Raw genomic sequence first — 22,147 nt, 5'->3', positions numbered from 1 at the left:
AACTCAGACGGAAAACATTCGAAGATGAACCTCTCGACCCAGGCGAGCGGCAGTGCCGCCCGTCCGCTCGGCGTGCTTGCCGCGCTGCCCCAGGAACTCGGCGACCTGATCGCGGCCATGCAGGCCGAATCGGGTGTCGCGACCCGCACGTTCGGCCGGCGCGACTATCACCTCGGCACCGTGCACGGCGCGCCCTGTGTGGTGACGCTCGCGCGCGTCGGCAAGGTGGCGGCGGCCGCCACGGCCAGCGCGCTGATCCATGCGTTCGATGTCGAAGCAATCGTCTTTACGGGGGTGGCGGGCGGCGTGGGCACGGGCGTCCACGTGGGCGACGTGGTGGTGGGCGAAACGCTGCTCCAGCACGACATGAACGCCGAGCCGCTGTTTCCGCGTCACGAGATTCCGCTGCTCGCGCGCTCGCGCTTCGATGCCGATCACGCGCTGGCGCAGTCGCTCGCCGCCGCGTGCGAGCGTTTCATCGCGGAGGAGGGGCCGGCGTTGACCGCGCGCTTCAAGGCCGCGCTGCCGCGCTTCGAGACCGCGTTGCCGCAGGTGCATCGCGGGCTCGTGATCAGCGGCGACCAGTTCGTGGCGAGCGCGGCCGCCGTCGGCGCGCTGCGCTCGCTCTTGCCCGATGCGCTCGCCGTCGAGATGGAAGGCGCCGCGATCGCCCAGGTCTGTCACGAGTACGGCGTTCCGTGCGCGATCGTGCGTACGATTTCCGACACCGCCGACGAGCACGCGAGCACGTCGTTCTCGAGCTTCCTCACCGATATCGCGGGCACGTACTCGACAGGCATCCTCAAGCGCTTTCTGGCCGCGTACCGGCCGCTCGCCCGCTGAGCGTGCGCACGCGCAGGCCTCAGCTGTCGCCTGCGCTCACCGCCTCGCGAATCGACTGCAGCGCCGAGGCATCCTCGATGGTCGGCAGATCGCCGGGGTCGCGCCCTTCGGCGAGCGCCGCAATCGCGCGGCGCAGCAGCTTGCCGGAGCGCGTCTTGGGCAGCATCGGCACGAAGTGCACGCGCGCAGGCCGGCCGATCGCGCCGAGCTGGCGGTCCACCGTCGCGGCGAGCGAAGCCGCGAGCGTCTGTGCATCGGCGGGACTGGCGGCGCCACCCGCGTCGCGCAGCACGACGAAAGCCAGCGCCGCCTGACCCTTCACCGCGTCGTTCACGCCCACCACGGCCACTTCCGCGACCGCCGCGTGCGAAGAGATCGCCTCTTCGATCTCGCGCGTGCCGAGACGATGGCCCGCCACATTGATCACGTCGTCGGTGCGGCCGAGGATCGTCACGTAGCCGTCGCTGTCCTGCACGCCCCAATCGAAGGTCGAATACACCGGCTGGCCGGGCACGCTTTCCCAGTACGTTTTGACGAAGCGCGCGTCGTCGCCCCACACGGTCTGCATGCAGCCGGGCGGCAACGGATAGCTGAGCGTGATCACGCCTTTCTCGCCTTGCGCGCAGGGCTCGCCCGTATGTTCGTTGCGCAGCACGAGGTCGTAGCCGTAGCAGGGCACGCCCGGCGAGCCGAGCTTTTGCGGCAGCGGCTCGACGCCGCGCTGGATGGCCAGCATCGGCCAGCCGGTCTCGGTCTGCCAGTAGTTGTCGACGACGGGTTTGCCGAGCGCCGCTGAAATCCATTCGGCCGTGGGCTCGTCGAGCGGCTCGCCCGCGAGAAAGAGCGTGCGCAGGCTCGAAAGATCGGCACTGCGCAGCAGCGCCGGGTCCTGCTTCTTGAGCACGCGAATGGCCGTCGGCGCCGTGAACATCAGGTTGATGCGATGCTGCTCGACGAGGCGCCACCAGATGCCGCCGTCGGGGCGCACCGGCGTGCCTTCGTACATCACTGTGGTCATGCCCGCGAGGAGCGGCGCATAGATGATGTAGCTGTGACCCACCACCCAGCCGATGTCCGACGCCGTGAACAGGGTGTCGCCGGCGCGTCCCTCGAAGATATATTCCATCGACGCCGCGAGCGCCACCGCGTAGCCGCCCACGTCGCGCTGCACGCCTTTGGGTTTGCCCGTCGTGCCCGAGGTGTAGAGGATGTACGAAGGCTCGTTCGATTCGAGCCATTCGCAGGGAACCTGCACGTCGTAGTGCTGCTCGCGCAGCGGCTCGTAGTCGACGAGATACGGCGCGTTCAGCCGCTCGGGCGCGAGCTGGCGGTCGATCAGCAGCACCTTGGGCGGCGCATATTCGGCGCGCGCCATGGCTTCGTCCACGAGCGGCGTGTAGTCGATCACCTTGCCGCCGCGCGCCCCGGCGTCGGCGCTCACGAGCAGCACGGGCTTCGCGTCGTCAATGCGCGCGGCGAGGCTTGGCGCGGCGAATCCGCCGAACACCACCGAGTGGATCGCGCCGAGGCGCGCGCAGGCGAGCACAGCGAACACGGCCTCGGGAATCATCGGCAGATAGATGAGCACGCGCTGGCCGCGCTTCACGCCGAGCGAGCGCATCACGGCGGCCATGCGGTTCACCTCGGCGTGCAGGTCGGCGTAGGTGTAGCGCCGCTCGATGCCGGTCTCGGTCGAGACATAGACGAGCGCGTTCTGGTGCGCGCGCGCCGGGAGGTGACGGTCCACGGCATTGAAGCACAGGTTCGTGCGGCCGCCGCAGAACCAGCGCGCGAACGGCGGGTTCGAGCGGTCGAGCACCTGGTCGAACGGCGTCTGCCAATGGATGCGCCCGGCCTCGCGGCGCCAGAAGTCGTCGGGGTTCGCGACCGACTCGCGGTGAAAATCGCGGTAACGCATGACTCCCTTCCTCCCGTGCGGATGGTGCAGCCGTTGGCCGGATCCGGCGCAGTTTCTCAGGATAGTGCAGCGCAGCGCGCACGGGCAACGCGGGTTCTCCCGCGGGTTGTCCGGCAGATTTACGGCAGATTGCCGGGTACGGGGGCGGCGGTGCGCTCGGCGCTCGCGTGCAAGTCCCGCGCAACCCGTGCGCCGCGCTCAGCCGCCGATTTCGGGATGCTCGAGACGCGGCAGCGGCGCCGCGCGCCAGCGGCGCAGCCAGAGCCGGGCGGCTTCGACAGTCGCATCGAGCTGCCCGCGCACGGTGCTCGACAAGCCCGCGCCGTAACAGTCGCTGGCCTGCGGCTGCACGCCGATCAGCACGATCTCGCGCGGCGAGCGGCCGCTCAACTGCGCGCAGGCGAGCGCGTCGGCGAAGCCCATGCCGGGCCGGCCCGGACGGAGCGTGTAGAGGTATTCGGCCGCCGCATCGCCGGTGAGGACGCGCCGCGCGCCCGGCGCGAGCCCGAAATCGATTGCGCTGAGCACGAGCAAACGCCGCGTGGATTCGACGACGGGCACGAGTGCACGGCCGCGCGTGCCGCCTTCCACGAGTTCGACCTGCTCGGGGCATTGCCAGCCCGCCTTCAGCCGCTCGAGCGCGAGCACGCCTATGCCGGCATCGCCCCATTGGACATTGCCGAGGCCGAGCACGACCACCCGTTGCGGTGCGAGGGCCTGGCGTTTCGCGAGCCCGGCCAGTGCGCGGCGGGCGAAGGCGCGCACTGCGCCGTCGTCGCGCGATGCGTGCGGCATGGCGCCGATTTCGTCAGGTCGATGGAGGCGAAGGATCACGTTGATGACTGGTTGGAGGCGTGCGGGAGTAGGAATAATCCGAGTAAGTCGAGAAACCTCAGTTGATGTGTATCAATCGAGATAGGTTTAATCGTGATAACGGCGATGTTTTGCCATACTCATCGGTTCACTGTCGGATCAATGTGCGGCAACCTCTAACACTTCGTCCACGCGCAGCAACAAAAAAGGGCAACGCCAAACCGGCGTTCCCCTTTTGCGTGCGCTTTTGCGCGGTCGGCATGCCGCGTCACTGCGCCGTCACGTGCCCGGTTTGACGACCACCGTGCAAGTCGTGCCGGCGGCGAGCACCATGTCGTCCGGCACCTTGTCGATGTGGATGCGCACCGGCACACGCTGCGCGAGGCGCACCCAGTTGAAAGTCGGGTTCACGTCGGCGAGCAGTTCGCGGCTTTGCGGATTGTCGCGGTCGTAAATGCCGCGCGAGATGCTCTCGACGTGGCCCTGGAGCGTGCCGCCGCTCATCAGCTTGATATCGGCCTTGTTGCCCACCTTCACATGCGGCAGCTTGGTTTCCTCGAAGTAGCCGTAGACCCAGAACGAATGGCTGTCCACCACGGCAAGCTTGGCCTGGCCCGAGATCGCATAGTCGCCCTGGAACACCTGCAGGTTCGTGATGTAGCCGTCCACCGGCGAGATCACGCGCGTGCGCTCGAGGTTGAGCCTGGCGGCGTCGAGTGCGGCGACGGCCTGCTGGTACTGCGCCTGTGCCGAGTTTGCGGTATGCGAGGCGTTTTCGCGGTTTTCGGCCGAGACCACTTCGCTGTCCATGTCGGCGCGGCGGCGCGCGTCGTCCTGGCGCATCGTCAGTTCGGCCTTGCGCGCGGCCACGGCGGCCTCGGCCTGCTCGACGGCGATCTGATAGTGCGACGGGTCGATCTGCATGAGCAGGTCGCCCTTGTGCACGAACTGGTTGTCCTTCACGGGCAGCTCGACCACGGCGCCCGAGACGTCGGGGGCGATGTTCACCACTTCGGCGCGCACGCGGCCGTCGCGGGTCCACGGCTCGTCCATGTAGTGAACCCACAGGACGCGCCCGACCAGAATGGCGACGACGAAGATGATGGCCGTCGCGATAAAGCCAATGAGGTTGCGGATTGTCATGATTCGGTTGATTCGTTCAGCGATGCATTCAGTGACGCATTTAGTGATAGACCGCGAGACCGAGCAGGCAGCACACGACCACGAGCAGGCTCACGCGAAAGAGGGACGGGTGCCACACGACCCGGTAGAGGCCGGTTCGGGCCAGTACGGAATCGAGCACCCAGGTGATCGCCGCGCCCAGAATGAAGAGCAGCACGATCGCCGGGATATAGGCGTCCAGAAATGCGACGTCACGAGGCATGGTTGGCTCCTTGGCTCACGCCGGGGTTCGCGCTTTCGTTGCCCGCATACGCCGCGAGCGGCGATTGCGGGTCGATGAGCGCGGTGCGGATGAAATGCAGATGGCTCTGGATGCGCTGCAACTGGTGGCGCGCTTCGCGCGGCGGCGCGTCGCCACGTTCGGCTGCGCTCATCGCTTCGGGCTTCCACATGCCTTGCAGCACGAGCTGGCTTGCGTCGATCGCGCGCGCCGTCGCCGCGAGCGCGTCGCGGTAGCGCGCTTCGCCCGGGCGATCGAAGAGCGCGCTCACGGCCTTGAGCGTCGCGTCGATCGCCACGCGCCACGCCGTCCCCCGCGCGTACTGTGGATGCGCGGGCAGCGTGGCCAGCTCGTGGCGCAGATCGAGCGCGGCGTTGCCGACTTCGAGTGTGGAGAAGAGCCAGCGCAGCGTGTCGCGGCGTTGTGCGTCGTCGTTGCCCGCGAGCGCCGAGAGCTGGAACATCAGGTCGCGCGCGCCGCTCTCGAAGCGGTTGCGCAGTCCCTTCAGGCGCGCGCGGCAAGCGTGCACGGCGCCGCCGCGCAGGTCGGCGAGCAGACGCCGGCGCAGCCACGGCGTGGAAGGCGGCAGGAGCACGGCGAACGCGAGAGCGGAGACCGCCATCGACGCGATGAGCGCGAGCGCGTCGTTCATGTAGCTGCCCGGGTTGTACTGCACGACGTTGTCCGGCCCCGCGAGAAAGCACAGGAAGATGCAGTAGCCCACACCGTAGCCTGCGTACTTCGGGCGCGTCGTGAGGAACACGCCGAACGCGAGCGCGGGTGCGAGCGCGACGCACAGCATGACGAAGCCGTCGATATGCGGAAACACGCCGAACGTGAGCATCATGCCGACGAGCGATGCGAGCACGGTGCCGAATGCCATCTGCGCCGCCATGCGCGCGGGCTGCGGCGCGGACGAGGCGAGCGCGCAGGTCGCGGCGGCATTGAGCACGAGGTTCGTGCCGCTCGGCCACGCGGTGGCGATCCAGAACGCGCCGAGCAGCGTCATCACGACCGCCGCGCGCAGTCCGGCGACGCCCGCTGCGATCAGGTTCGTCTTCGGCACGTAGCGCGCGAGCCATTTTTCGCGCGAATGCGTATCGACGGCGAGCGACGCGTAGGTGGCCGTGTACTCGGTCATCTCGTGCACGAAGCGGTAGAACAGTTCCGTGGCGGTGTCGAAGTCGAGCAGGCGCGCATCGCCTTGTGATTCGAGCTCCGCGCGCGTGGCGCGCACGCGCTTTGGCAGCGCCGCGCGGTAGTCGTCGAGTTGCTTCGAGACATGCATCGCGTCGGCGGCCGTGAGCACCGGCTCGCCCGCTTTGGCGAACAGCGGCGCGATCTCGCGGAAGTACGGTTCGAGCGCATCGACGGTGGCCGAGGAGCCGTCCGCGCGCAGACGGTTCATCAACTGGTGCAGCGCGTGAAAGCGCGTGGAGACCGTCATGAACTCGGTGTTCAGGCGCGCGAGGCGCCCCGAGCGCATGCGCGCGTCCGGCGACTCGAACACCGCCATGCTGCGGTTCGCTTCGAGACCCACGACGTCGGCGACGAAGCGCGCATTGCTCGCTTCGATATGCGAACGATCGACATGCCCGGCGAGTGCCGCCGAAACATAGTCGACGAACGACGAGAAACGGCGCCGCACGTTCGAGCGCAGCAGTTCGCCCGTAAATTGCGGAAACACCACGGCGCTGACGAAACCGGAGCAAAGAATGCCGATGGAGATCTCGCCCACGCGCGTCATGGCCGACATGAACGCCCCGTCGGGATGCTGCGAGGCCGGAATGCCGATGAGCGCGGCCGTGTAGCCCGCGAGCACGAAGCCGTACGAACGGAAGTTGCGGTTGCGCGCGGCGCCCGCGGTACACAGGCCAACCCACAGCGCCGTCGAGACGATGAAGAGCTCCGGCTGCTGTGCGAAGAGGCCGATCAGCGCGAGCATCACGACGAGGCCCACGAGCGTGCCGCAAAGCCGGTAGAAGCTCTTTGCGAACACGGGGCCGCTTTGCGGCTGCATCACGATGAACACGGTGGTCATGGCGGTGCGCGGCTGCGGCAGATCGAGCTTCATGGCGACGCCGAGCGCAAGCAGTGCCGCGGCGACCGCCTTGAAGAGATAGATCCAGACGAGGCCGTCGGTACGCGCCCAGTCGACGAGCGCGGCGTAGAGGCTTTGACCGCCCGGCTGCGACGGTGAGGAGGTGGACGCTTGCATCGTCGGCTGCCTCAGTGCGCCGCGCCGGTCGCGCCAGCGTTGCCCGATGTGCCCGATGCGCGCGCATCGGCGGCGTCGGGCCCGGACGAAGCGTGCGAGCCGGGCGGGGCGAGCAGCGCCGCGGGCATGAGCGGCACGTCGCGCGTCTTCTTGCCGTGCGCGGGGCGTTGCTCGGCTTCGGTCGGGCCCTTCGCCGCGGCATCGCTCGAGGCGTCGATCATGCCGCCGCCCAGCGCGGCGACGAGCGTCGCGTGCGCGGCGAGGCGCTCGGCCTGGACGTGCGCGACGCCTTCCTGTGCGCGCAACAGTTGCGTTTGCGCGATCAGCACGTTGACATAGTCGGTCAGGCCGCGGCGGAAGCCTTCCTGCGCGAGATCGTAATTGCGCTGCGCGGCCGCGACCGAGCGATGCGCGTCGTCTTCCTGCGTCGCAAGCGAGCGCATCCGCACGACCTGATCGGCGATTTCCTTGAGCGCGGTGACGATCGTCTGGTTGTATTGATCGACGGCGATGTCGTACGAGGCGGACTGCGCGCCGAGCTGCGCGCGCAGGCGTCCGCCGTCGAAGATCGGCAGCGACAGCGCGGGACCCGCGGAGTAGCTGCCGCTCATCGATTTGAGGAACTGGAACAGCGGGCCGGCCGCCGCGTAGCCGCCCATCGAAACGAGCAGGTTCACGTTCGGATAGAAGTCGGCCTTCGCGACGTCGATGCCGCGCGCCTGCGCGGCGACGAGCCAGCGCGCCGCGACCACGTCGGGGCGATAGCCGATCAACTGGGCGGGCAACGCCGAGGGCAGGCCCGCGGGCGCGGCGAGCGAGAGCGCAGGGCGCCCGATCGATTCGCCGGCGCCCGGCCCCTTGCCCGCGAGCGCCGCGAGCTGGTTCTTGCCGAGCGCGATGGATTCTTCGAGCGCGTCGATCTGGCGCTCGTACTCGGGCAGCGGCGTTTGCGCCTGACTCACTTCGAGCTGGGTGCCGATGCCGCCGGCGAGGCGTTTTTGCGCGAGCGCGAGAATGCGCTGCTGCTGGGCGAGCGTTTGCTTCGCAATGTCGAGCAGCGCGTAGTTCATCGACATCTCGATGTAGGTGCGCGTGACGTTGACTTCGAGTTCGAGCTGCGCCGCGCGCGCGTCTGCAGCCGTGGCGTGCGCCACGTCGAGCGCACGCTCGGCGTTGTTCCTGTCCTGGCCCCAGAGGTCGAGGTGATACGAGAGGCCGAGCGTCGCCGTGTTGTTCCACGTGTTCGCGCCCGCGAGCGGCCCCGGTCCGTAATAAACGTTGTCGGACCATTGCTGACGCTGAATGGACATGCTGCCGTTGATTTGCGGCAGGAGCCCGGCCTGGGCCACGCCCACCATCGAGCGCGCCTCGCGCACCCGCGCCTGGGCGGCGGCAAGCGAAGGGTTGCCGGCCACGGAGGCTTCGATCCAGGCGTTGAGTTGCGGGTCGTTATAGCCGCGCCACCAGTCGCTGGCGGGCCAGGCGGCGTCGGTGTTGGCCGCGCGGATCGCCGCTCCGGCGTCGAGTTGCGCGGCTTCGGCCTGCTGCGCTTGCGGTGCGATGCCCCCGGTACTGGCGCAGCCCGCGATTATCAACGAGAACGTAAGAACCGTGAGTGCGGCTAGTCCTTTCGGTACCGGAGACTGCACGATTTACTCCTTATCTTGGCTATGAATCACTGTGCGTCATTATATTTTTTGCGCGATTGGTGAATAACCGGTAAGGATGCAAGGCATTTTTACGAAAGGTGAGACAATCGATCTTGCGAAATATGAAACAATTCGTGTGTCAGATAGAGGATTGGTATGGATACGCTTCAAAACATGCGTGTATTCGTCCGGGTGGTGGAGGCAGGCAGCTTCACGGGCGCGGCGCAATACCTGAACACGACCACGGCTTACGCCTCGCGCGCGGTCTCCGATCTGGAGGCGCATCTGCGCACGCGTCTCTTGAATCGCACGACGCGCCGCATCGCGCTCACCGAGGCGGGCGAGCGCTACCTGCAGCGCTGCGAGCAGATCCTGGCCTACGTCGATCAGGCTGAAGCGGAAGCCGGCGACGCGCATGCGCGCCCCTCGGGCAAGCTCAAGGTCCACGCCATGACGAGCTTCGGCCAGCACTATGTGGTGCCGGCGGTGGGGCAGTATCAGCAGCGCTATCCCGACGTGCACGTGGAGCTCACGCTCGCGCAGCGCATGCCGGACCTGCTCGACGAAGGTTATGACGTGGCCCTCGTGGTCGCGACCGATCTGCCGGATTCGGGTTTCGTATCGCAGCGGCTCACGAGCGCGTTCAGCATCGCGGTTGCCTCGCCGGCGTATCTGGAAAAGCGCGGCGTGCCGCAAAAGCCCGCCGATCTCGCGCAGCACACCTGCCTGCAGATGGTGACACCCGTGTTCCCGACCGCGCAGTGGCAGTTCACCGGCCCCGAAGGCGAGACGACCGTCGATCTCGGCGCGGCGACCTTCCAGGTGAACGTGGCGGAGGCGATGGCGGTGGCCGTGCGCGAGGGCATGGGCGTGGGCCTGCTGCCGATCTATTCGGCGATCAGCGGTCTGCGCAGCGGCGAACTGCAATGGATCCTGCCGGAGTACAAGTCGCAGGAGATGAACGTCTTCGCGGTGTATCCGTCACGCCAGTATCTCGACGCGAAGATCCGCACGTGGGTCGAACTGCTGCGCGAGAGCATGCCCTCGACGCTCGCGCGGGACCAGAACGAGCTGCGCCAGTTCATACGCACCTGAGGCGCTGCGCCCAGGCGCCCGATCGGCAGGCGGCCGGTGACAGCCTGTTACAGCTTGCGCAGATGGCAACATTTCCTTACGCCCGGCGGCGCGGCGGCTTGGTAAGGTAGCGGGACTGTTTCACGCAACCCTCTATTTGCCAACACCGGGAACTTACATGGATACGCATCTGATGATCGGCATCGCCGTGATGATGGGCCTGATCGGCATCGCGGCATCGCGCGATCTGCTGCGCATGCGCCGCGCGCAGCTGCAGCCCGTGACGCTGCGCGTGCGCCGCGACGACGCACGCATGCAATAAAGCCGCGGGCACGTTTGCCGCGCTAGATTTCCACCACCTTGTCCCACGCAAAGGCCGGATTCTCCGGCTGCCCCGTGCGGCGGTCGCGATAGCCGCGCGGATTGCACACCACGCGCGTGCCGTTGACCGTGTAGTCGAAGCACGTATGCGTGTGGCCATGAATCCATAGCGCGACAGGCGCGCGCACGAGCGCGTCGAGATCGCTCACGAATCCCGCCGACACGAGATCTTCCGCGTAACGCGGCGCGAGGCTCTGCCTGTGCGGCGCGTGGTGCGTGACGACGATCGTCGCGCCCGCGAAGGGCTTTGCCAGTTCCGCTTCGAGCCACGCGCGCGAACGCGCATGGAGCGCGAGCGAGTCGGCTGGCGTGAAGTCGCGTGCGAGCGCTTGCGGGCTATCCGGCCAGGACACCTGGATCAATCCGCGAAAGTCGAGCATCACGCGCATGGCGGCCGCAATGGCGGCCTCGCGCGCGGCCTCGCCTGCGCCGAAGAGGGCGAAGTCCGTCCAGAGCGTGGTGCCGAGCACGCGGAAGCGGCCCGCCGGATCGACATACACGCCGTCGTTGAGAAAGTGCACGTTGTCGAGCGTGGAGGCGGCGTCGCGCATCGCCGTTTCCAGCGCGCCGAGGTCGCCGTCGTAGTACTCGTGATTGCCGGGCACGTACACCACCGGCACGTTCGGATCGAACGTTTGCGCCGCCCAGCGCAGTCCGAGACCATGATTGTGGATGTCGCCCGCTAGCACGACGAGATCGGCCTGCGCATGCGGGATCGTGTCGGGCTCGTCGTTTTCCAGATGCAGGTCGGACAGCACGCGGATCTTCAACACAATGTCGGCTCCTTGCGGCCTGCGCGTTCAGCGCAGCACTTTCCCCGGATTCATCAGGTTCAGCGGATCGAGCGCGGTCTTGATCGCGCGCATCAGCGCGAGTTCGACCTCGCTCTTGTAGTGCAGGTTTTCATCGATCTTCAACTGCCCGAGGCCGTGTTCCGCGCTGATCGTGCCGCGATGGCGATCCACGCTGTCGTAGACGATGCGGTTCAGCGTCTTCTCATTGTCGGCGAGGAAGCGCTTCGGGTCGCCGCCTTCGGGCGCCTGTACGTTGTAGTGCAGATTGCCGTCGCCAAGATGGCCGAAGGTGACCATGCGCGCGCCGGGCACCGCGTGGGCGATTTCGGCGTCGGTTTCCTCGATGAAGTGGCCGATACGCGAGATCGGCACGCCGATATCGTGCTTGATGTTTAACCCTTCCTGCGCCTGCGCGAGCGGAATGTGCTCGCGGATATTCCAGAACGCCTGCGATTGCGCGAGGCTTTCCGCGACCACGGCGTCCTCCACGAGACCTTGTTCGAGCGCTTCTTCCATGAGCCGCTCGAAGAGTGCGCGCGCATGTGCTTCGCTTTCGTTGTCCGAGAGTTCGAGCAGCACGACCTGCGCGTGATGTTCCGCGAACGGATAGCGCAGTTGCGGGAAATGACGGCCGACGAGCTGCATGCAGAAGTCCGACATCAGCTCGAAGCCCGTGAGCAGCGGCCCGGCGTAGCGCTGCGCGAGCGCGAGGAAGTCGAGCGCCGCATGCGCCGAGCCGAGCGCGGCGAGCGCGGTGACGCGCGCGGCCGGCAGCGGATGCAGCTTCATCACGGCGGCAGTGATGATGCCGAGCGTGCCCTCCGCGCCAATGAAGAGATCGCGCAGATCGTAGCCGGTGTTGTCCTTGCGCAGGCCGCGCAGGCCGTCCCAGATCTCGCCTTGGGGCGTCACGACTTCGAGGCCGAGGCACAGCTCGCGCGTGTTGCCGTAGCGCAGCACGCCGGTGCCGCCCGCGTTGGTGGAGAGATTGCCGCCGATCGTGCAGCTGCCTTCGGCCGCAAGCGATAGCGGGAAGAGGCGGCCCGCTTCCTGTGCGCGCGCCTGGACTTCGGCGAGGATCACGCCGGCTTCGACGGTGATCGTGTTGTTGTGCGCGTCGATTTCGCGCACGCGGTTCAGGCGGCGCAGGCTCAGCACGGCCTGGCTGCCGCTCGTGTCGGGCGTCGCGCCGCCCGCGAGGCCCGTGTTGCCGCCTTGCGGCACGAGCGCGACGCGATGCGCGTGCGCGAGTTTCACGACAGCGGCGACTTCCTCGGCATTGGCCGGGCAGAGCACGGCGAAGGCCGCGCCCTGGTAGCGGCGGCGCCAGTCGGCGAGGTAGGGTGCGGTGTCGTGCGCGTCGGTCAGCACGTTTTGCACGCCGATGGCGGCGGCGCAGGCGTCGAGAAAGGCTTGGCAGGCGGTGGAGTCGGTCATGGTGTCCCGGAGGTTCGCGCCTGGGCTCGACTGGCTCGCGGCGCGATTGTCTTGAAGTCGCGAGGCTCAAACGCGTAGTTTGACACGGGGATAGCCTTCACGCAGCGGTCGCGGACAATGCCGACGCGGCGTGGATGCGCGGTGGAATGAGCCGCGGAATGAGGCGCGGATTGAGGCGCGGATTGAGCCGCCTATGCCGACTCGCGTTTCGTCGGCTTTGCGGCACGCTTTGCAGCGCGTTTGTACGGCGCGACATAGGCAAGCGCGCACGCGAAGAAGCCTAGCGCAAGCGCGACTTCCAGCCAGCCGAGCCGGTTGCCGGGCGCGGGATCGGTCATGCCGCGCACGATGCCTTCCGCGAAGTAGAGCAGCACGAGCATCGCCGCCCATTGCAGCGTGTAGAGCCTGCGTCGCAGCACGCCGGGCAGGGCGATGGCGAGCGGCACGGCCTTGAGCACGAGCGCGCTGCCGCCGGGCCGCAGCGGCGCGAGCCGCCATTCCCACGCAATGCACAGCAGCGTGAGCGCGGCGAGCATCGCAAAGGCGCCGAGCGCCGCGCCACGCCGTTGGGCGATGGGCTCGGTGACGCCCTGCGCGCCGGGGTTCACAGCCGCTGGCCTGGTTCGCTGGCGCCGAGCGCGAGCGCCGCGCGCGCAAGCCGTACGCCGAGCGCACTCGCGAGCGTCTTCTCGTCGGCGCTCAAGCCGTGGCCGCGCGCGTCCTGGCGCGCGTGATGCGAGGCGCCATAGGGCGTGCCGCCGCCCTGCGTGGTGGCGAGCGCGCTTTCGGTGTAGGGGATGCCCACGAGCAGCATGCCGTGATGGAGCAGCGGCAGCATCATCGAGAGCAGCGTGCTTTCCTGGCCGCCGTGCAGGCTGCCCGTCGACGTGAACACGCAGGCGGGCTTGCCCGCGAGCGCGCCCGCAAGCCACTGGGGCGTGGTGCCGTCGAGGAAGTACTTGAGCGGCGCGGCCATGTTGCCGAAGCGCGTGGGCGAGCCGAGCGCGAGACCCGCGCATTCTTCGAGGTCGCGCAGTTCGACGTAGGGCGGGCCGTCGGAGGGGATATCGGGCGCGGTGGCCTCGCAGACCGTCGAGACGGGCGGCACCGTGCGCACGCGCGCTTCGGCGCCGGCAACGCTGTCGATACCCTGGGCGATCGCGCGCGCGAGTTCGCGCGTTGCGCCATGCCGGCTGTAATAGAGCACAAGAATCGGTTTCATCGGGCCTCGTCGGTGGACGGGATATTATAGGGGTTGGGTTTGCCGCCGATGCGCGGCAATCAACGTGTTCACGGTGGCGAGGAAAGCGGGTCAATGGATGTGCTGTCGAGGGTGAAGATCGATCTGGACATCGTGAAGCGGCTCGCGCGCTTCGCGGCGCGGCGCAGTCGCGAAGATCGCATTGCGCAGGTCGCGGGCAGCCTCACGTTCACCACGCTGCTCTCGCTCGTGCCGCTCGCCACTGTCGCATTCGCGCTCTTCACCGCGTTTCCGATCTTCGCGTCGTTCCAGAACTCGCTGCAGGCCTTTCTCGCCGATCACCTCATGCCGGCGCAGATCAACAGCCAGATCTTCAAGTACCTGAACCAGTTCGCGTCGAAGGCCAAGGGCCTCACGACGATGGGCATGATCGTGCTCTTCGTCACCTCGGTCATGACGATGATGACCGTGGAGTCGGCCTTCAACCTGATCTGGCGCGTGCGCAAGGCGCGGCCGTTCGCGCAGCGCGTGCTCGTCTACTGGGCCATCCTCACGCTCGGGCCGATCCTGATCGGCGTGAGCCTGTCGATCTCCTCGTACGTGTTCACGCGTTCCGCTGCGATCGCAACCGAGCAGCACGTTTCGGGCATTTTCGACTGGATGCTCATCGGCGCGTCGCTGCCGCTCACGGCGCTCGCGTTCACGATGCTCTACGTGTACTTGCCGAACTGCCGCGTGCAATGGCGCGACGCGCTGGTGGGCGGCATCGCCGCGGCGATCGCCTTCGAGGCGGCCAAGCGCGGCTTCGGCTACTACGTGCGGCGCATTCCGACCTACACCGCCGTTTATGGCGCGTTCGCGGCGGCGCCGATGTTCCTGTTGTGGATGTACCTGAGCTGGTTCATCACGCTCGTGGGCGCGATGATCACCTCGGCGTTGCCCGAAATCCGCACCGGGCGCTTCGACCGGCCACGCTTTCCGGGCAGCGATCTGCTCGACGCGCTCGAACTGCTCGCGGGCCTCGCCGACGCGCGCGAAGCGGGCGAGCCGGGCCGCACGGCCGAGCAACTGGCGCAGCTGCTGCGGCGCGACCTGGCCACGGTCACGCGCCTGATCAACGGCCTTGAAGAGGATGAGCTCGTGGGGCGTCTCGAACAGGAGGAACGCGCGAAAACGCTGTTCCTGCTGATCGGCAATCCCGCGCGCATTTCGGTCGCGCGCATCTTCGACCGCTTCGCGATCGATCGCGAGGAACTGGCGTATCAGCTCAAGTCGAGCAGTATCGATGCGCACCTGCTGCTGGGCGCGCTCGACAACGACAAGCTTGGCATTTCCCTCGCGTCGCTGATCGCGACGCGGCGTGTCCCGGCGCTCACGGAGGAGCATCCGCCGGTGCTCCCGCATCCGGCGGCGTGACGATGGAGCGCGCCTATGACAGGCGCGCCTCCGCATCGGATTCGAATCAGAGAGAAATCTTGCCGCGGCAGATATCCGCGAACATGACCCAGTCGCCCATCAGGCTGTAGATGGGGTGACGGAAGGTGGCCGGGCGGTTCTTCTCGAACCTGAAATGTCCGACCCACGCGAAGCCGTAGCCGCAGACGATGGCAAGCGGCAGCCAGAGCCAGTTGCCGGTGGCGATCGCCATGGAGACGAAGCCGATCACGCCGAGCGACCCGATGAAATGCAGCCGCCGCGACACAGGATGACTATGCTCGCTCAGATAGAACGGATAGAACTGCGCGAAACTCGAAAAGTGCTCGGTATGCGTGGTGGGTTGCACTGTCTCCTCCTTTCTGCGAGAGCACGCAGGGGATGGTTGATTCAGGCATTTTCCGGCGTTCCGAACGACCGTGCAACCCGGGCTCACGCCAACCGTCAGCCGTTGCCCACGCCCGGCGTTTGCTGCGTTGCAAAAGCATAGAGCGCGTCGAGCGTCGCATCGGGCTGCTCGGTCATCAGCGCGTGGCCCGCGTCCAGCGTGACCGTGTCCACCGGCGTGCCGGCCTGTGCGAGGGCATCGGCGAGGCCGCGCGCCGCGCGCGGGGGCGTCATCGCGTCGCCTTTGCCGGCGATCAGGCGCACCGGGCAACGCACCTTCGCGGCGCTGGCGAGGCCGTCCGCGTAAGCGTTGCACGCCGCGAAATCGGTATGGAAAAGCTGCGGCTCGCCGCGCGCGGACACACGCTCCATGAGCCGCCGGTTCACGCCGCGCAGCCAGAAACCGGGCCCGGGGCTCGACGGCTTGGCGGCGAGCGTCGAGTGCGACCACGCGTTGACGAGCGCGATCGCCTCCGGCTCGCGCTCGCGCGCGGCTTCGAGCAGGGTTGGCGCGACCGTCATCGGGAACGCGGTGGCGAGCAGGGCGATGCGCTGCGCGCGCTCAGGATGGCGAGCCGCAAATTCGAGCGCGATGAGCGAGCCCATGCTGTGGCCGGCGACGAAGGCCTGAGGCGCGTTCAGCGCGTCGAGCAGCGCCGCGAGCCAGTCGGCGAGCGCGCCGATGCTCGTGAGCGCGGGGCCCGCGCTGCGCAGGTGGCCGGGCAGATCGACGGCCAGCGCATTGAAGCCGTGGTTTGCGAAATAGCGCGATTGCAGCGCCCAGACGCTGTGGTCGTGCTGCGCGCCGTGGACGAACACCGCGAACGGCAGCGCGCGATCGATGGCGCGCGAGGCCGTGTAGACATAGGCCGGCTTGCCGGCGACGTCGACGATCATGACGCCTCCTTGCCGGCGGACCTGGCGTTCGATGTTTTTTGCGACGCCTTCAGCGCGCGCTTGAGGTCGTCGACCAGATCGGCGGGGTCTTCGAGCCCGATCGAGAGCCGGATCGTGCCCTCCGCGATGCCGGCGGCGGCAAGCGCGGCGGCGTCCATGCGGAAATGCGTGGTGGAGGCGGGGTGGATCACGAGCGAGCGCGCGTCGCCGACGTTGGCCAGATGCGAGAACAGCGTGAGCGCTTCGATGAAGCGCTTGCCCGCCGCGCGGCCGCCGCGCAGGTTGAAGCTGAACACGGCGCCCGCGCCGCGCGGCAGCAGACGCTTCGCCAGCGCGTAATCGGGATGGCTCGGCAACTCGGGCCACGCGACCGATTCGACCGCCTCGTGCGCGGCGAGAAATTCGACGATGCGCCGTGCGTTCGCCACATGCCGCTCCATGCGCAGCGGCAGCGTTTCTATGCCTTGCAGCAACTGCCACGCGGCCTGCGGATGCAGGCATGCGCCGAAGTCGCGCAGGCCCTCGCGGCGTGCGCGCAGCAGGAACGGCGCGACCGTGCTTTCCTCGCTGAACACCATGTCGTGAAAGCCTGCATAGGGCTCGGTGAGCTCGGGAAAGCGGCCCGACGCGTCGAAGTCGAAGGTCCCGCCATCGACCAGCACGCCGCCGATCGTCGTGCCATGGCCGCCGAGAAACTTGGTGGCCGAGTGATAGACGAGATCCGCGCCGTGCTCGAAGGGGCGCAGCAGGTAAGGCGTGGTGAACGTCGAATCGACGAGGAGCGGCACGCCATGGCCGTGGGCGATGTGCGCGACGGCTTCGATGTCGAGCACATCGAGGCCCGGGTTGCCGAGCGTTTCGCCGAACAGCAGGCGCGTATTGGGCCGCAGCGCCGCGCGCCAGGCGTCGAGATCGCCGGGCTTCACGAAGGTCGTGTCGATGCCGAAGCGCTTGAGCGTGTAGTGCAGCAGGTTGTGCGAGCCGCCGTAGAGTGCTGCCGAGGCGACGATGTGCGAGCCCGCGCCCATCAGTGTGGCGATCGCGAGATGCAGCGCCGCCTGGCCGCTGGCGGTGCCGATCGCCCCCGCGCCGCCTTCGAGCGCGGCCACGCGCTCTTCGAACACGGCGACGGTCGGGTTCGAGATGCGCGAGTACACGTGGCCCGCGCGCTCCATGTTGAAGAGCGCGGCGGCGTGGTCGGTGTCGCGAAACGCGAACGACGTGGTGAGGTAGATCGGCGTCGCGCGGGCGCCGGTGGCAGGGTCGGGCGCCGCGCCGGCGTGCAGCGCGAGCGTGTCGAAACGGCTATCGGGATTCGATGCGGGATTCGATGCGGGATTCGATGACATCGTGGCGGCGCGGCCGGCGCGAACCGGCCTGATATCGAGGGTGAAAGGCATCGTAACACCGGCGGCGGGGCGCGGGGACGCCGGGCCGGGCGTTTTGGGCCGGATGGAGGCCGCCCTGCGTGAGCGCCGTATGGCCGCGGGCGTAGCCAGTTTCGCGCCGGAAAACCCCTTGCCATGGCTTTCGGCAGACGTTTCGGCGCGCCGCGGAGCGCCCGCCGCGCGGCTTTCCTTTTAACAGTCTTTCCGCTAGGATCGAATCAGGTAGGCATCTTTTCAGCATTTCCCGCATTGCTAGCGGCATTCCTGGAGACACATCATGCGTGTCAGCGACATCCTCAAGGTGAAGGGCAACACGCTCTACACCGTCACGCCCGATACTGCGCTGCACGAGGCAGTCAACACCATGGCCGAGCACGATATCGGCTCGCTCGTCGTCATGGAGTACGGCGATCTGGTCGGCATGCTCACGTTCCGCGAGATCATCCTCACGCTGCGCGCGAACGGCGGCAGCGTCGGCACCACGACGATCCGCAAGGTCATGGACGATCATCCCATCACCTGCACGCCGGAAACCGAGGTCGACGAAGTGCGCCGCATGATGCTCGAGCACCATGTGCGCTACCTGCCGGTCATGGAAAGCCGCTCGCTCATGGGCGTGATCTCGTTCTACGACGTGGCGAAGGCCGTGGTGGAGGCGCAGGGCTTCGAGAACAAGCTGCTCAAGGCGTATATTCGCGACTGGCCCGAAGAGGAGCATCAGCCGGCGCGCTGAGCGCGCGCCGTCCAACAATCTGGTTGGTCAGCATGAAAAAGCGCGCGTCAGGCGCGCTTTTTCGCGTCTGGGCCTCATGATTTCCGTCAGTGCGACTCCTGCTCGATGAACGATAGACCGATGCCCGCGGCGCAGCGCGACAAGCGCAAAGTGCACCATGAGGGCGACCACGCATCGCAATTCACGCTGCTGCGCCAGCGTCGTTTTGCCCCGTTTTTCTGGACACAGTTCCTCGGGGCGATGAACGACAACGTCTTCAAGATCGGCTTCACCTCGCTCGTCACCTATCAGGCCGCGCGCTTTTCGGGCGTCGATCCGAAGACGGTCGCGTTCCTCATTTCGGCGATATTCATTTTGCCGTTCGTGCTCTTTTCCGCCACCTCGGGCCAGGTCGCCGACAAGTACGACAAGGCGATGCTCACGCGCTGGGTCAAGACCTTCGAGATCGCGGTCATGCTGATCGGCGCGGCCGGCTTCTGGATGCACAGCGCGCCGCTGCTGTATGCGTGCACGTTCCTCATGGGCGTGCATTCCACGGTGTTCGGGCCGGTCAAGTACGCGTATCTTCCGCAGCGGCTCGCGCCGGAGGAACTGGTCGGCGGCAACGGGCTCGTCGAGATGGGCACGTTCGTCGCGATTCTGCTCGGCACCATCGTCGGGGGCGTGGCAGCGGGTATCGGGGCGATGGATGCCGCGTCCGCGCACGGCGACGCTGGGCCGCCGCTCGGCGCATGGTGGCTTGGCGGCATGTGCATCGCGATCGCGCTCGCGGGGCGCGTGGCGTCGGCTTTCGTGCCGCCGTGCGAGCCGTCGCAGCCGGATCTGCGCATCAACTGGAATCCGTTCTCCGAAACCTGGCGCAACCTGCGCCTCGCGCACGGCAACCGCACGGTGTTTCTGAGCCTGCTCGGCATCTCGTGGCTCTGGTTCGTCGGCGCAACGTTTCTGGCGTCATTCTTCAATTTCGCCAAAGACGTGATGTCGGCCGATCCCGACGTCGTGACCGTGCTGCTTGCGATGTTCTCGCTCGGCATCGGCTCGGGTTCGCTGCTTTGCGAGCGGCTCTCGCGGCGGCGCATCGAGGTGGGCCTCGTGCCGCTCGGCTCGATCGGCATGAGCGTGTTCGGCATCGACCTCTTCTTTGCGAGCCACGCGTTGCCTCCCGCGTCCCATCTGCTTTCGGTGGGCGAATTCCTGCGCATCGCCGCGCACTGGCGCGTGCTCGCCGACCTGTTCCTGCTCGCCATGTTCGGCGGCTTCTACAGCGTGCCGCTCTACGCGTTGATCCAGAGCCGCAGCACACCGAGCCACCGCGCGCGCATCATCGCCGCGAACAACATCCTCAATTCGCTCTTCATGATCGTCTCGGCGCTCATGGCGATGGCGCTCACGTCCGCGGGCGTCGGCATTCCCGGCATCTTCCTCACCACGGCGCTGCTCAATATCGTCGTGGCGGCCTATATCTACACGCTCGTGCCCGAGTTCCTGCTGCGCTTCGTGGCGTGGGTGCTCGTACATACGGTCTACCGCGTGCGGCTCGTACACACCGAACGCATACCGCCCGAGGGCGCAGCGGTGCTCGTCTGCAATCACGTGAGCTATGTCGATGCGATCGTCATCATGGCCGAGAGCCCGCGGCCAATCCGCTTCGTGATGGATCAGCAGATCTTCCGCTCGCCGTTCCTCGGCTGGGTGTTCCGCCATGCCAGGGCGATTCCGATTGCGCCCGCGCACGAGGATCCGGCCGCACTTGACGCGGCCTACGACGCGTGCGCGGCGGCGCTGGCCGAGGGGGATCTCGTCTGCATTTTCCCGGAGGGCAAGCTCACGCGCACGGGCGACATGAACCCGTTCCGGCACGGCGTGACCGAAATCTTGCGGCGCACGCCGGTTCCCGTCGTGCCGATGGCGCTGCGTGGGCTCTGGGGCAGCGCGTTCTCGCGCTTTGCGGCCTCGGGGCAGGAGCACCCGAGGCGGCGAGGCCTGACCAGCCGTTTGACGCTCGCGGTGGGCGAACCGATCGCGGCGGCGGACGCCACACTCGAACTTTTGCAGGAGACGGTGGCGGAGCTGCGCGGCGCGCGGCGCTGACGCATGGGTCACGCGGGGCGGCCGGTTGAGCCGCCCAAACCGGCCTCGCGCCGCCTGTCGCCCGACCGCGCGGTCGGGCGTCGCCGCGCGCGGGCTGGCATAATATTGGATTCCCCGATTCCCTTTGGACGACCGCCATGTCCGGCAACACGCTCGGTACGCTTTTCACCGTCACCACCTTCGGCGAATCCCACGGCCCGGCCATTGGCTGCGTCATCGACGGCTGCCCGCCCGGCATGGTGCTCACCGAAGCCGACATCCAGACCGACCTGGACCGCCGCCGCCCCGGCACGTCGCGTCACGTGACGCAGCGTCAGGAAGAGGACAAGGTCGAAATTCTCTCGGGCGTGTTCGAAGGGCGCACCACGGGCACGCCCATCGCGCTCCTGATCCGCAATACCGATCAGCGCAGCAAGGACTACGGCAACATTGTCGAGACCTTCCGTCCCGGTCACGCCGACTACACCTACTGGCAGAAGTACGGCATTCGCGACTACCGCGGCGGCGGCCGCTCGTCGGCACGCCTCACGGCGCCCACGGTCGCGGCAGGCGCCGTTGCGAAGAAGTGGCTGCGCGAGCGCTTCGGCGTGCAAGTGCGCGGCTACATGCGCGCGCTCGGCGAGATCGACGTGCCGTTCGTGAGCTGGGAGCACGTGCACGAGAATCCGTTCTTCGTGCCCAACGCCGACGTCGTGCCGCAACTCGAGGACTACATGGACGCGCTACGCAAGGACGGCGACTCGATCGGCGCGCGCGTGAACGTGGTGGCGAGCGGCGTGCCGGTGGGCTGGGGCGAGCCGCTGTTCGACCGGCTCGATGCCGATATCGCGCACGCCATGATGGGCATCAACGCGGTGAAGGGCGTGGAGATCGGCGCGGGCTTCGCGAGCGTCGCACAGCGCGGCTCGGTGCACGGCGACGAACTCACGCCCAACGGTTTTCACGGCAACCACGCTGGCGGCGTGCTCGGCGGCATCACGACGGGGCAGGACATCACCGTCTCGATCGCCATCAAGCCGACCTCGAGCATCCGCACGCCGCGACGCTCGATCGACAAGGCGGGCGATCCCGCGACGGTCGAGACCTTCGGCCGCCACGACCCATGCGTGGGCATCCGCGCGACGCCGATCGCCGAAGCCATGCTCGCGCTCGTGCTGATCGATCACGCGCTGCGCCACCGCGCGCAGAATGCCGACGTCGTCGTGACGACGCCGAAGATCGCGGCCAGCGACGAGTGAGACCGACCGTGCGGCGTGAGCCGTACTCGTTGCGCGAACAACAAAAAGCCGCTTCAGGCTCGCACCTGAAGCGGCTTTTTTCGCTTGCCGAACTTACATGTTCGGATAGTTCGGCCCGCCGCCGCCTTCCGGCGTGACCCACACGATGTTCTGCGTCGGGTCCTTGATATCGCAGGTCTTGCAGTGCACGCAGTTCTGCGCGTTGATCTGCAGACGGTCGCTGCCGTCCTCGTTCTTCACGAACTCGTA

Annotated in this window: 21 protein-coding genes; 7 read left to right on the top strand and 14 right to left on the bottom strand. The window is 67.4% G+C overall.

From position 1 onward, the window contains the following. The first annotated feature begins 24 nt into the window (after positions 1-24). Positions 25-843 carry a 5'-methylthioadenosine/adenosylhomocysteine nucleosidase gene (locus tag C7411_RS34205; protein WP_110388518.1) on the top strand — a complete coding sequence of 273 codons (819 nt, stop codon included), beginning with the start codon at positions 25-27 and terminating at the stop codon, positions 841-843. A 19-nt stretch (positions 844-862) separates the two neighbouring features. Here C7411_RS34205 and C7411_RS34200 read toward each other — a convergent pair whose 3' ends face one another. The 6 genes from C7411_RS34200 to C7411_RS34175 all read right to left on the bottom strand — a co-directional run bounded on the left by C7411_RS34200 (position 863) and on the right by C7411_RS34175 (position 8,843). Continuing rightward, positions 863-2,761, bottom strand: coding sequence for a propionate--CoA ligase (locus C7411_RS34200; protein WP_110388517.1), 1,899 nt, complete (start codon positions 2,759-2,761; stop codon positions 863-865). 198 nt (positions 2,762-2,959) lie between these two features. Next, positions 2,960-3,556, bottom strand: coding sequence for a hydrogenase maturation protease (locus tag C7411_RS34195; protein WP_110388516.1), 597 nt, complete (start codon positions 3,554-3,556; stop codon positions 2,960-2,962). Between the two features lie 297 nt (positions 3,557-3,853). Further along, a complete protein-coding gene (locus C7411_RS34190; RefSeq protein ID WP_042271035.1) occupies positions 3,854-4,717 on the bottom strand; it encodes an efflux RND transporter periplasmic adaptor subunit in 864 nt (287 codons plus the stop codon). Between the two features lie 40 nt (positions 4,718-4,757). Further along, positions 4,758-4,958 carry a DUF1656 domain-containing protein gene (locus C7411_RS34185; RefSeq protein WP_042271036.1) on the bottom strand — a complete coding sequence of 67 codons (201 nt, stop codon included), beginning with the start codon at positions 4,956-4,958 and terminating at the stop codon, positions 4,758-4,760. Continuing rightward, complete coding sequence (locus C7411_RS34180) at positions 4,948-7,194, bottom strand: FUSC family protein (RefSeq protein ID WP_110388515.1); 2,247 nt, start codon at positions 7,192-7,194, stop codon at positions 4,948-4,950. Before C7411_RS34180 ends, C7411_RS34185 begins: the two co-directional genes overlap by 11 nt. Before the next feature lie 11 nt (positions 7,195-7,205). Next, the gene (locus C7411_RS34175) at positions 7,206-8,843 is read right to left on the bottom strand and encodes an efflux transporter outer membrane subunit (RefSeq protein WP_110388514.1); all 1,638 of its coding nucleotides are present in this window, start codon (positions 8,841-8,843) and stop codon (positions 7,206-7,208) included. A 156-nt stretch (positions 8,844-8,999) separates the two neighbouring features. Between C7411_RS34175 and C7411_RS34170 the strand changes: the two genes are divergently transcribed. Together C7411_RS34170 and C7411_RS37720 are read left to right on the top strand one after the other, a co-directional pair. Further along, complete coding sequence (locus tag C7411_RS34170; RefSeq protein ID WP_110388513.1) at positions 9,000-9,938, top strand: LysR family transcriptional regulator; 939 nt, start codon at positions 9,000-9,002, stop codon at positions 9,936-9,938. A 157-nt stretch (positions 9,939-10,095) separates the two neighbouring features. After that, entirely contained in the window at positions 10,096-10,239 is a 144-nt protein-coding gene (locus C7411_RS37720; RefSeq protein ID WP_165822954.1) for a hypothetical protein, read from the top strand. 22 nt (positions 10,240-10,261) lie between these two features. Here the strand turns inward: C7411_RS37720 and C7411_RS34165 are convergent, their stop codons facing one another. From C7411_RS34165 to wrbA, 4 genes are all read right to left on the bottom strand, one after another. Next, positions 10,262-11,068: a metallophosphoesterase gene (locus C7411_RS34165; RefSeq protein ID WP_110388512.1), complete on the bottom strand. Its 807-nt coding sequence runs from the start codon at positions 11,066-11,068 to the stop codon at positions 10,262-10,264. 30 nt (positions 11,069-11,098) lie between these two features. Then, positions 11,099-12,529 (bottom strand): FAD-binding oxidoreductase, encoded by a 1,431-nt coding sequence (locus C7411_RS34160; protein WP_110388511.1) that lies wholly within the window; start codon positions 12,527-12,529, stop codon positions 11,099-11,101. A 191-nt stretch (positions 12,530-12,720) separates the two neighbouring features. Next, positions 12,721-13,137, bottom strand: coding sequence for a DUF2069 domain-containing protein (locus C7411_RS34155; protein ID WP_373682745.1), 417 nt, complete (start codon positions 13,135-13,137; stop codon positions 12,721-12,723). Next, positions 13,134-13,751 (bottom strand): NAD(P)H:quinone oxidoreductase, encoded by a 618-nt coding sequence (gene wrbA / locus C7411_RS34150; RefSeq protein ID WP_110388510.1) that lies wholly within the window; start codon positions 13,749-13,751, stop codon positions 13,134-13,136. The genes C7411_RS34155 and wrbA overlap by 4 nt, the downstream gene beginning before the upstream one ends. 93 nt (positions 13,752-13,844) lie before the next feature. On the opposite strand from wrbA, the gene C7411_RS34145 reads away from it, so the two are divergent. Continuing rightward, positions 13,845-15,146 carry a YihY family inner membrane protein gene (locus C7411_RS34145; protein ID WP_181431409.1) on the top strand — a complete coding sequence of 434 codons (1,302 nt, stop codon included), beginning with the start codon at positions 13,845-13,847 and terminating at the stop codon, positions 15,144-15,146. Positions 15,147-15,192: 46 nt separating this feature from the next. Here the strand turns inward: C7411_RS34145 and C7411_RS34140 are convergent, their stop codons facing one another. From C7411_RS34140 to C7411_RS34130, 3 genes are all read right to left on the bottom strand, one after another. After that, positions 15,193-15,513 carry an Mpo1-like protein gene (locus C7411_RS34140; protein ID WP_110388509.1) on the bottom strand — a complete coding sequence of 107 codons (321 nt, stop codon included), beginning with the start codon at positions 15,511-15,513 and terminating at the stop codon, positions 15,193-15,195. Between the two features lie 95 nt (positions 15,514-15,608). Further along, positions 15,609-16,448 (bottom strand): alpha/beta fold hydrolase, encoded by an 840-nt coding sequence (locus C7411_RS34135; protein WP_110388508.1) that lies wholly within the window; start codon positions 16,446-16,448, stop codon positions 15,609-15,611. Then, complete coding sequence (locus C7411_RS34130) at positions 16,445-17,797, bottom strand: O-acetylhomoserine aminocarboxypropyltransferase (protein ID WP_110388549.1); 1,353 nt, start codon at positions 17,795-17,797, stop codon at positions 16,445-16,447. Before C7411_RS34130 ends, C7411_RS34135 begins: the two co-directional genes overlap by 4 nt. Before the next feature lie 316 nt (positions 17,798-18,113). Between C7411_RS34130 and C7411_RS34125 the strand changes: the two genes are divergently transcribed. From C7411_RS34125 to aroC, 3 genes are all read left to right on the top strand, one after another. Next, on the top strand, positions 18,114-18,569 hold the full coding sequence (locus tag C7411_RS34125; RefSeq protein WP_110388507.1) for a CBS domain-containing protein: 456 nt from the start codon (positions 18,114-18,116) through the stop codon (positions 18,567-18,569). Between the two features lie 105 nt (positions 18,570-18,674). Next, complete coding sequence (locus tag C7411_RS34120; protein ID WP_110388506.1) at positions 18,675-20,660, top strand: MFS transporter; 1,986 nt, start codon at positions 18,675-18,677, stop codon at positions 20,658-20,660. A gap of 137 nt (positions 20,661-20,797) precedes the next feature. Next, entirely contained in the window at positions 20,798-21,898 is a 1,101-nt protein-coding gene (gene aroC / locus C7411_RS34115) for a chorismate synthase (protein ID WP_110388505.1), read from the top strand. 93 nt (positions 21,899-21,991) lie between these two features. On the opposite strand, the gene C7411_RS34110 is transcribed toward aroC, so the two are convergent. Then, positions 21,992-22,147 (bottom strand): 4Fe-4S dicluster domain-containing protein (locus C7411_RS34110; RefSeq protein ID WP_133253749.1); only part of this gene is annotated, 156 nt, incomplete at its 5' end.

It is taken from the genome of Paraburkholderia silvatlantica (genome assembly GCF_003096715.1).
Classification (GTDB): domain Bacteria; phylum Pseudomonadota; class Gammaproteobacteria; order Burkholderiales; family Burkholderiaceae; genus Paraburkholderia; species Paraburkholderia silvatlantica.
Note: the sequence above shows the minus strand (reverse complement) of the source record. Positions and strands in the feature narration are given on the sequence as shown.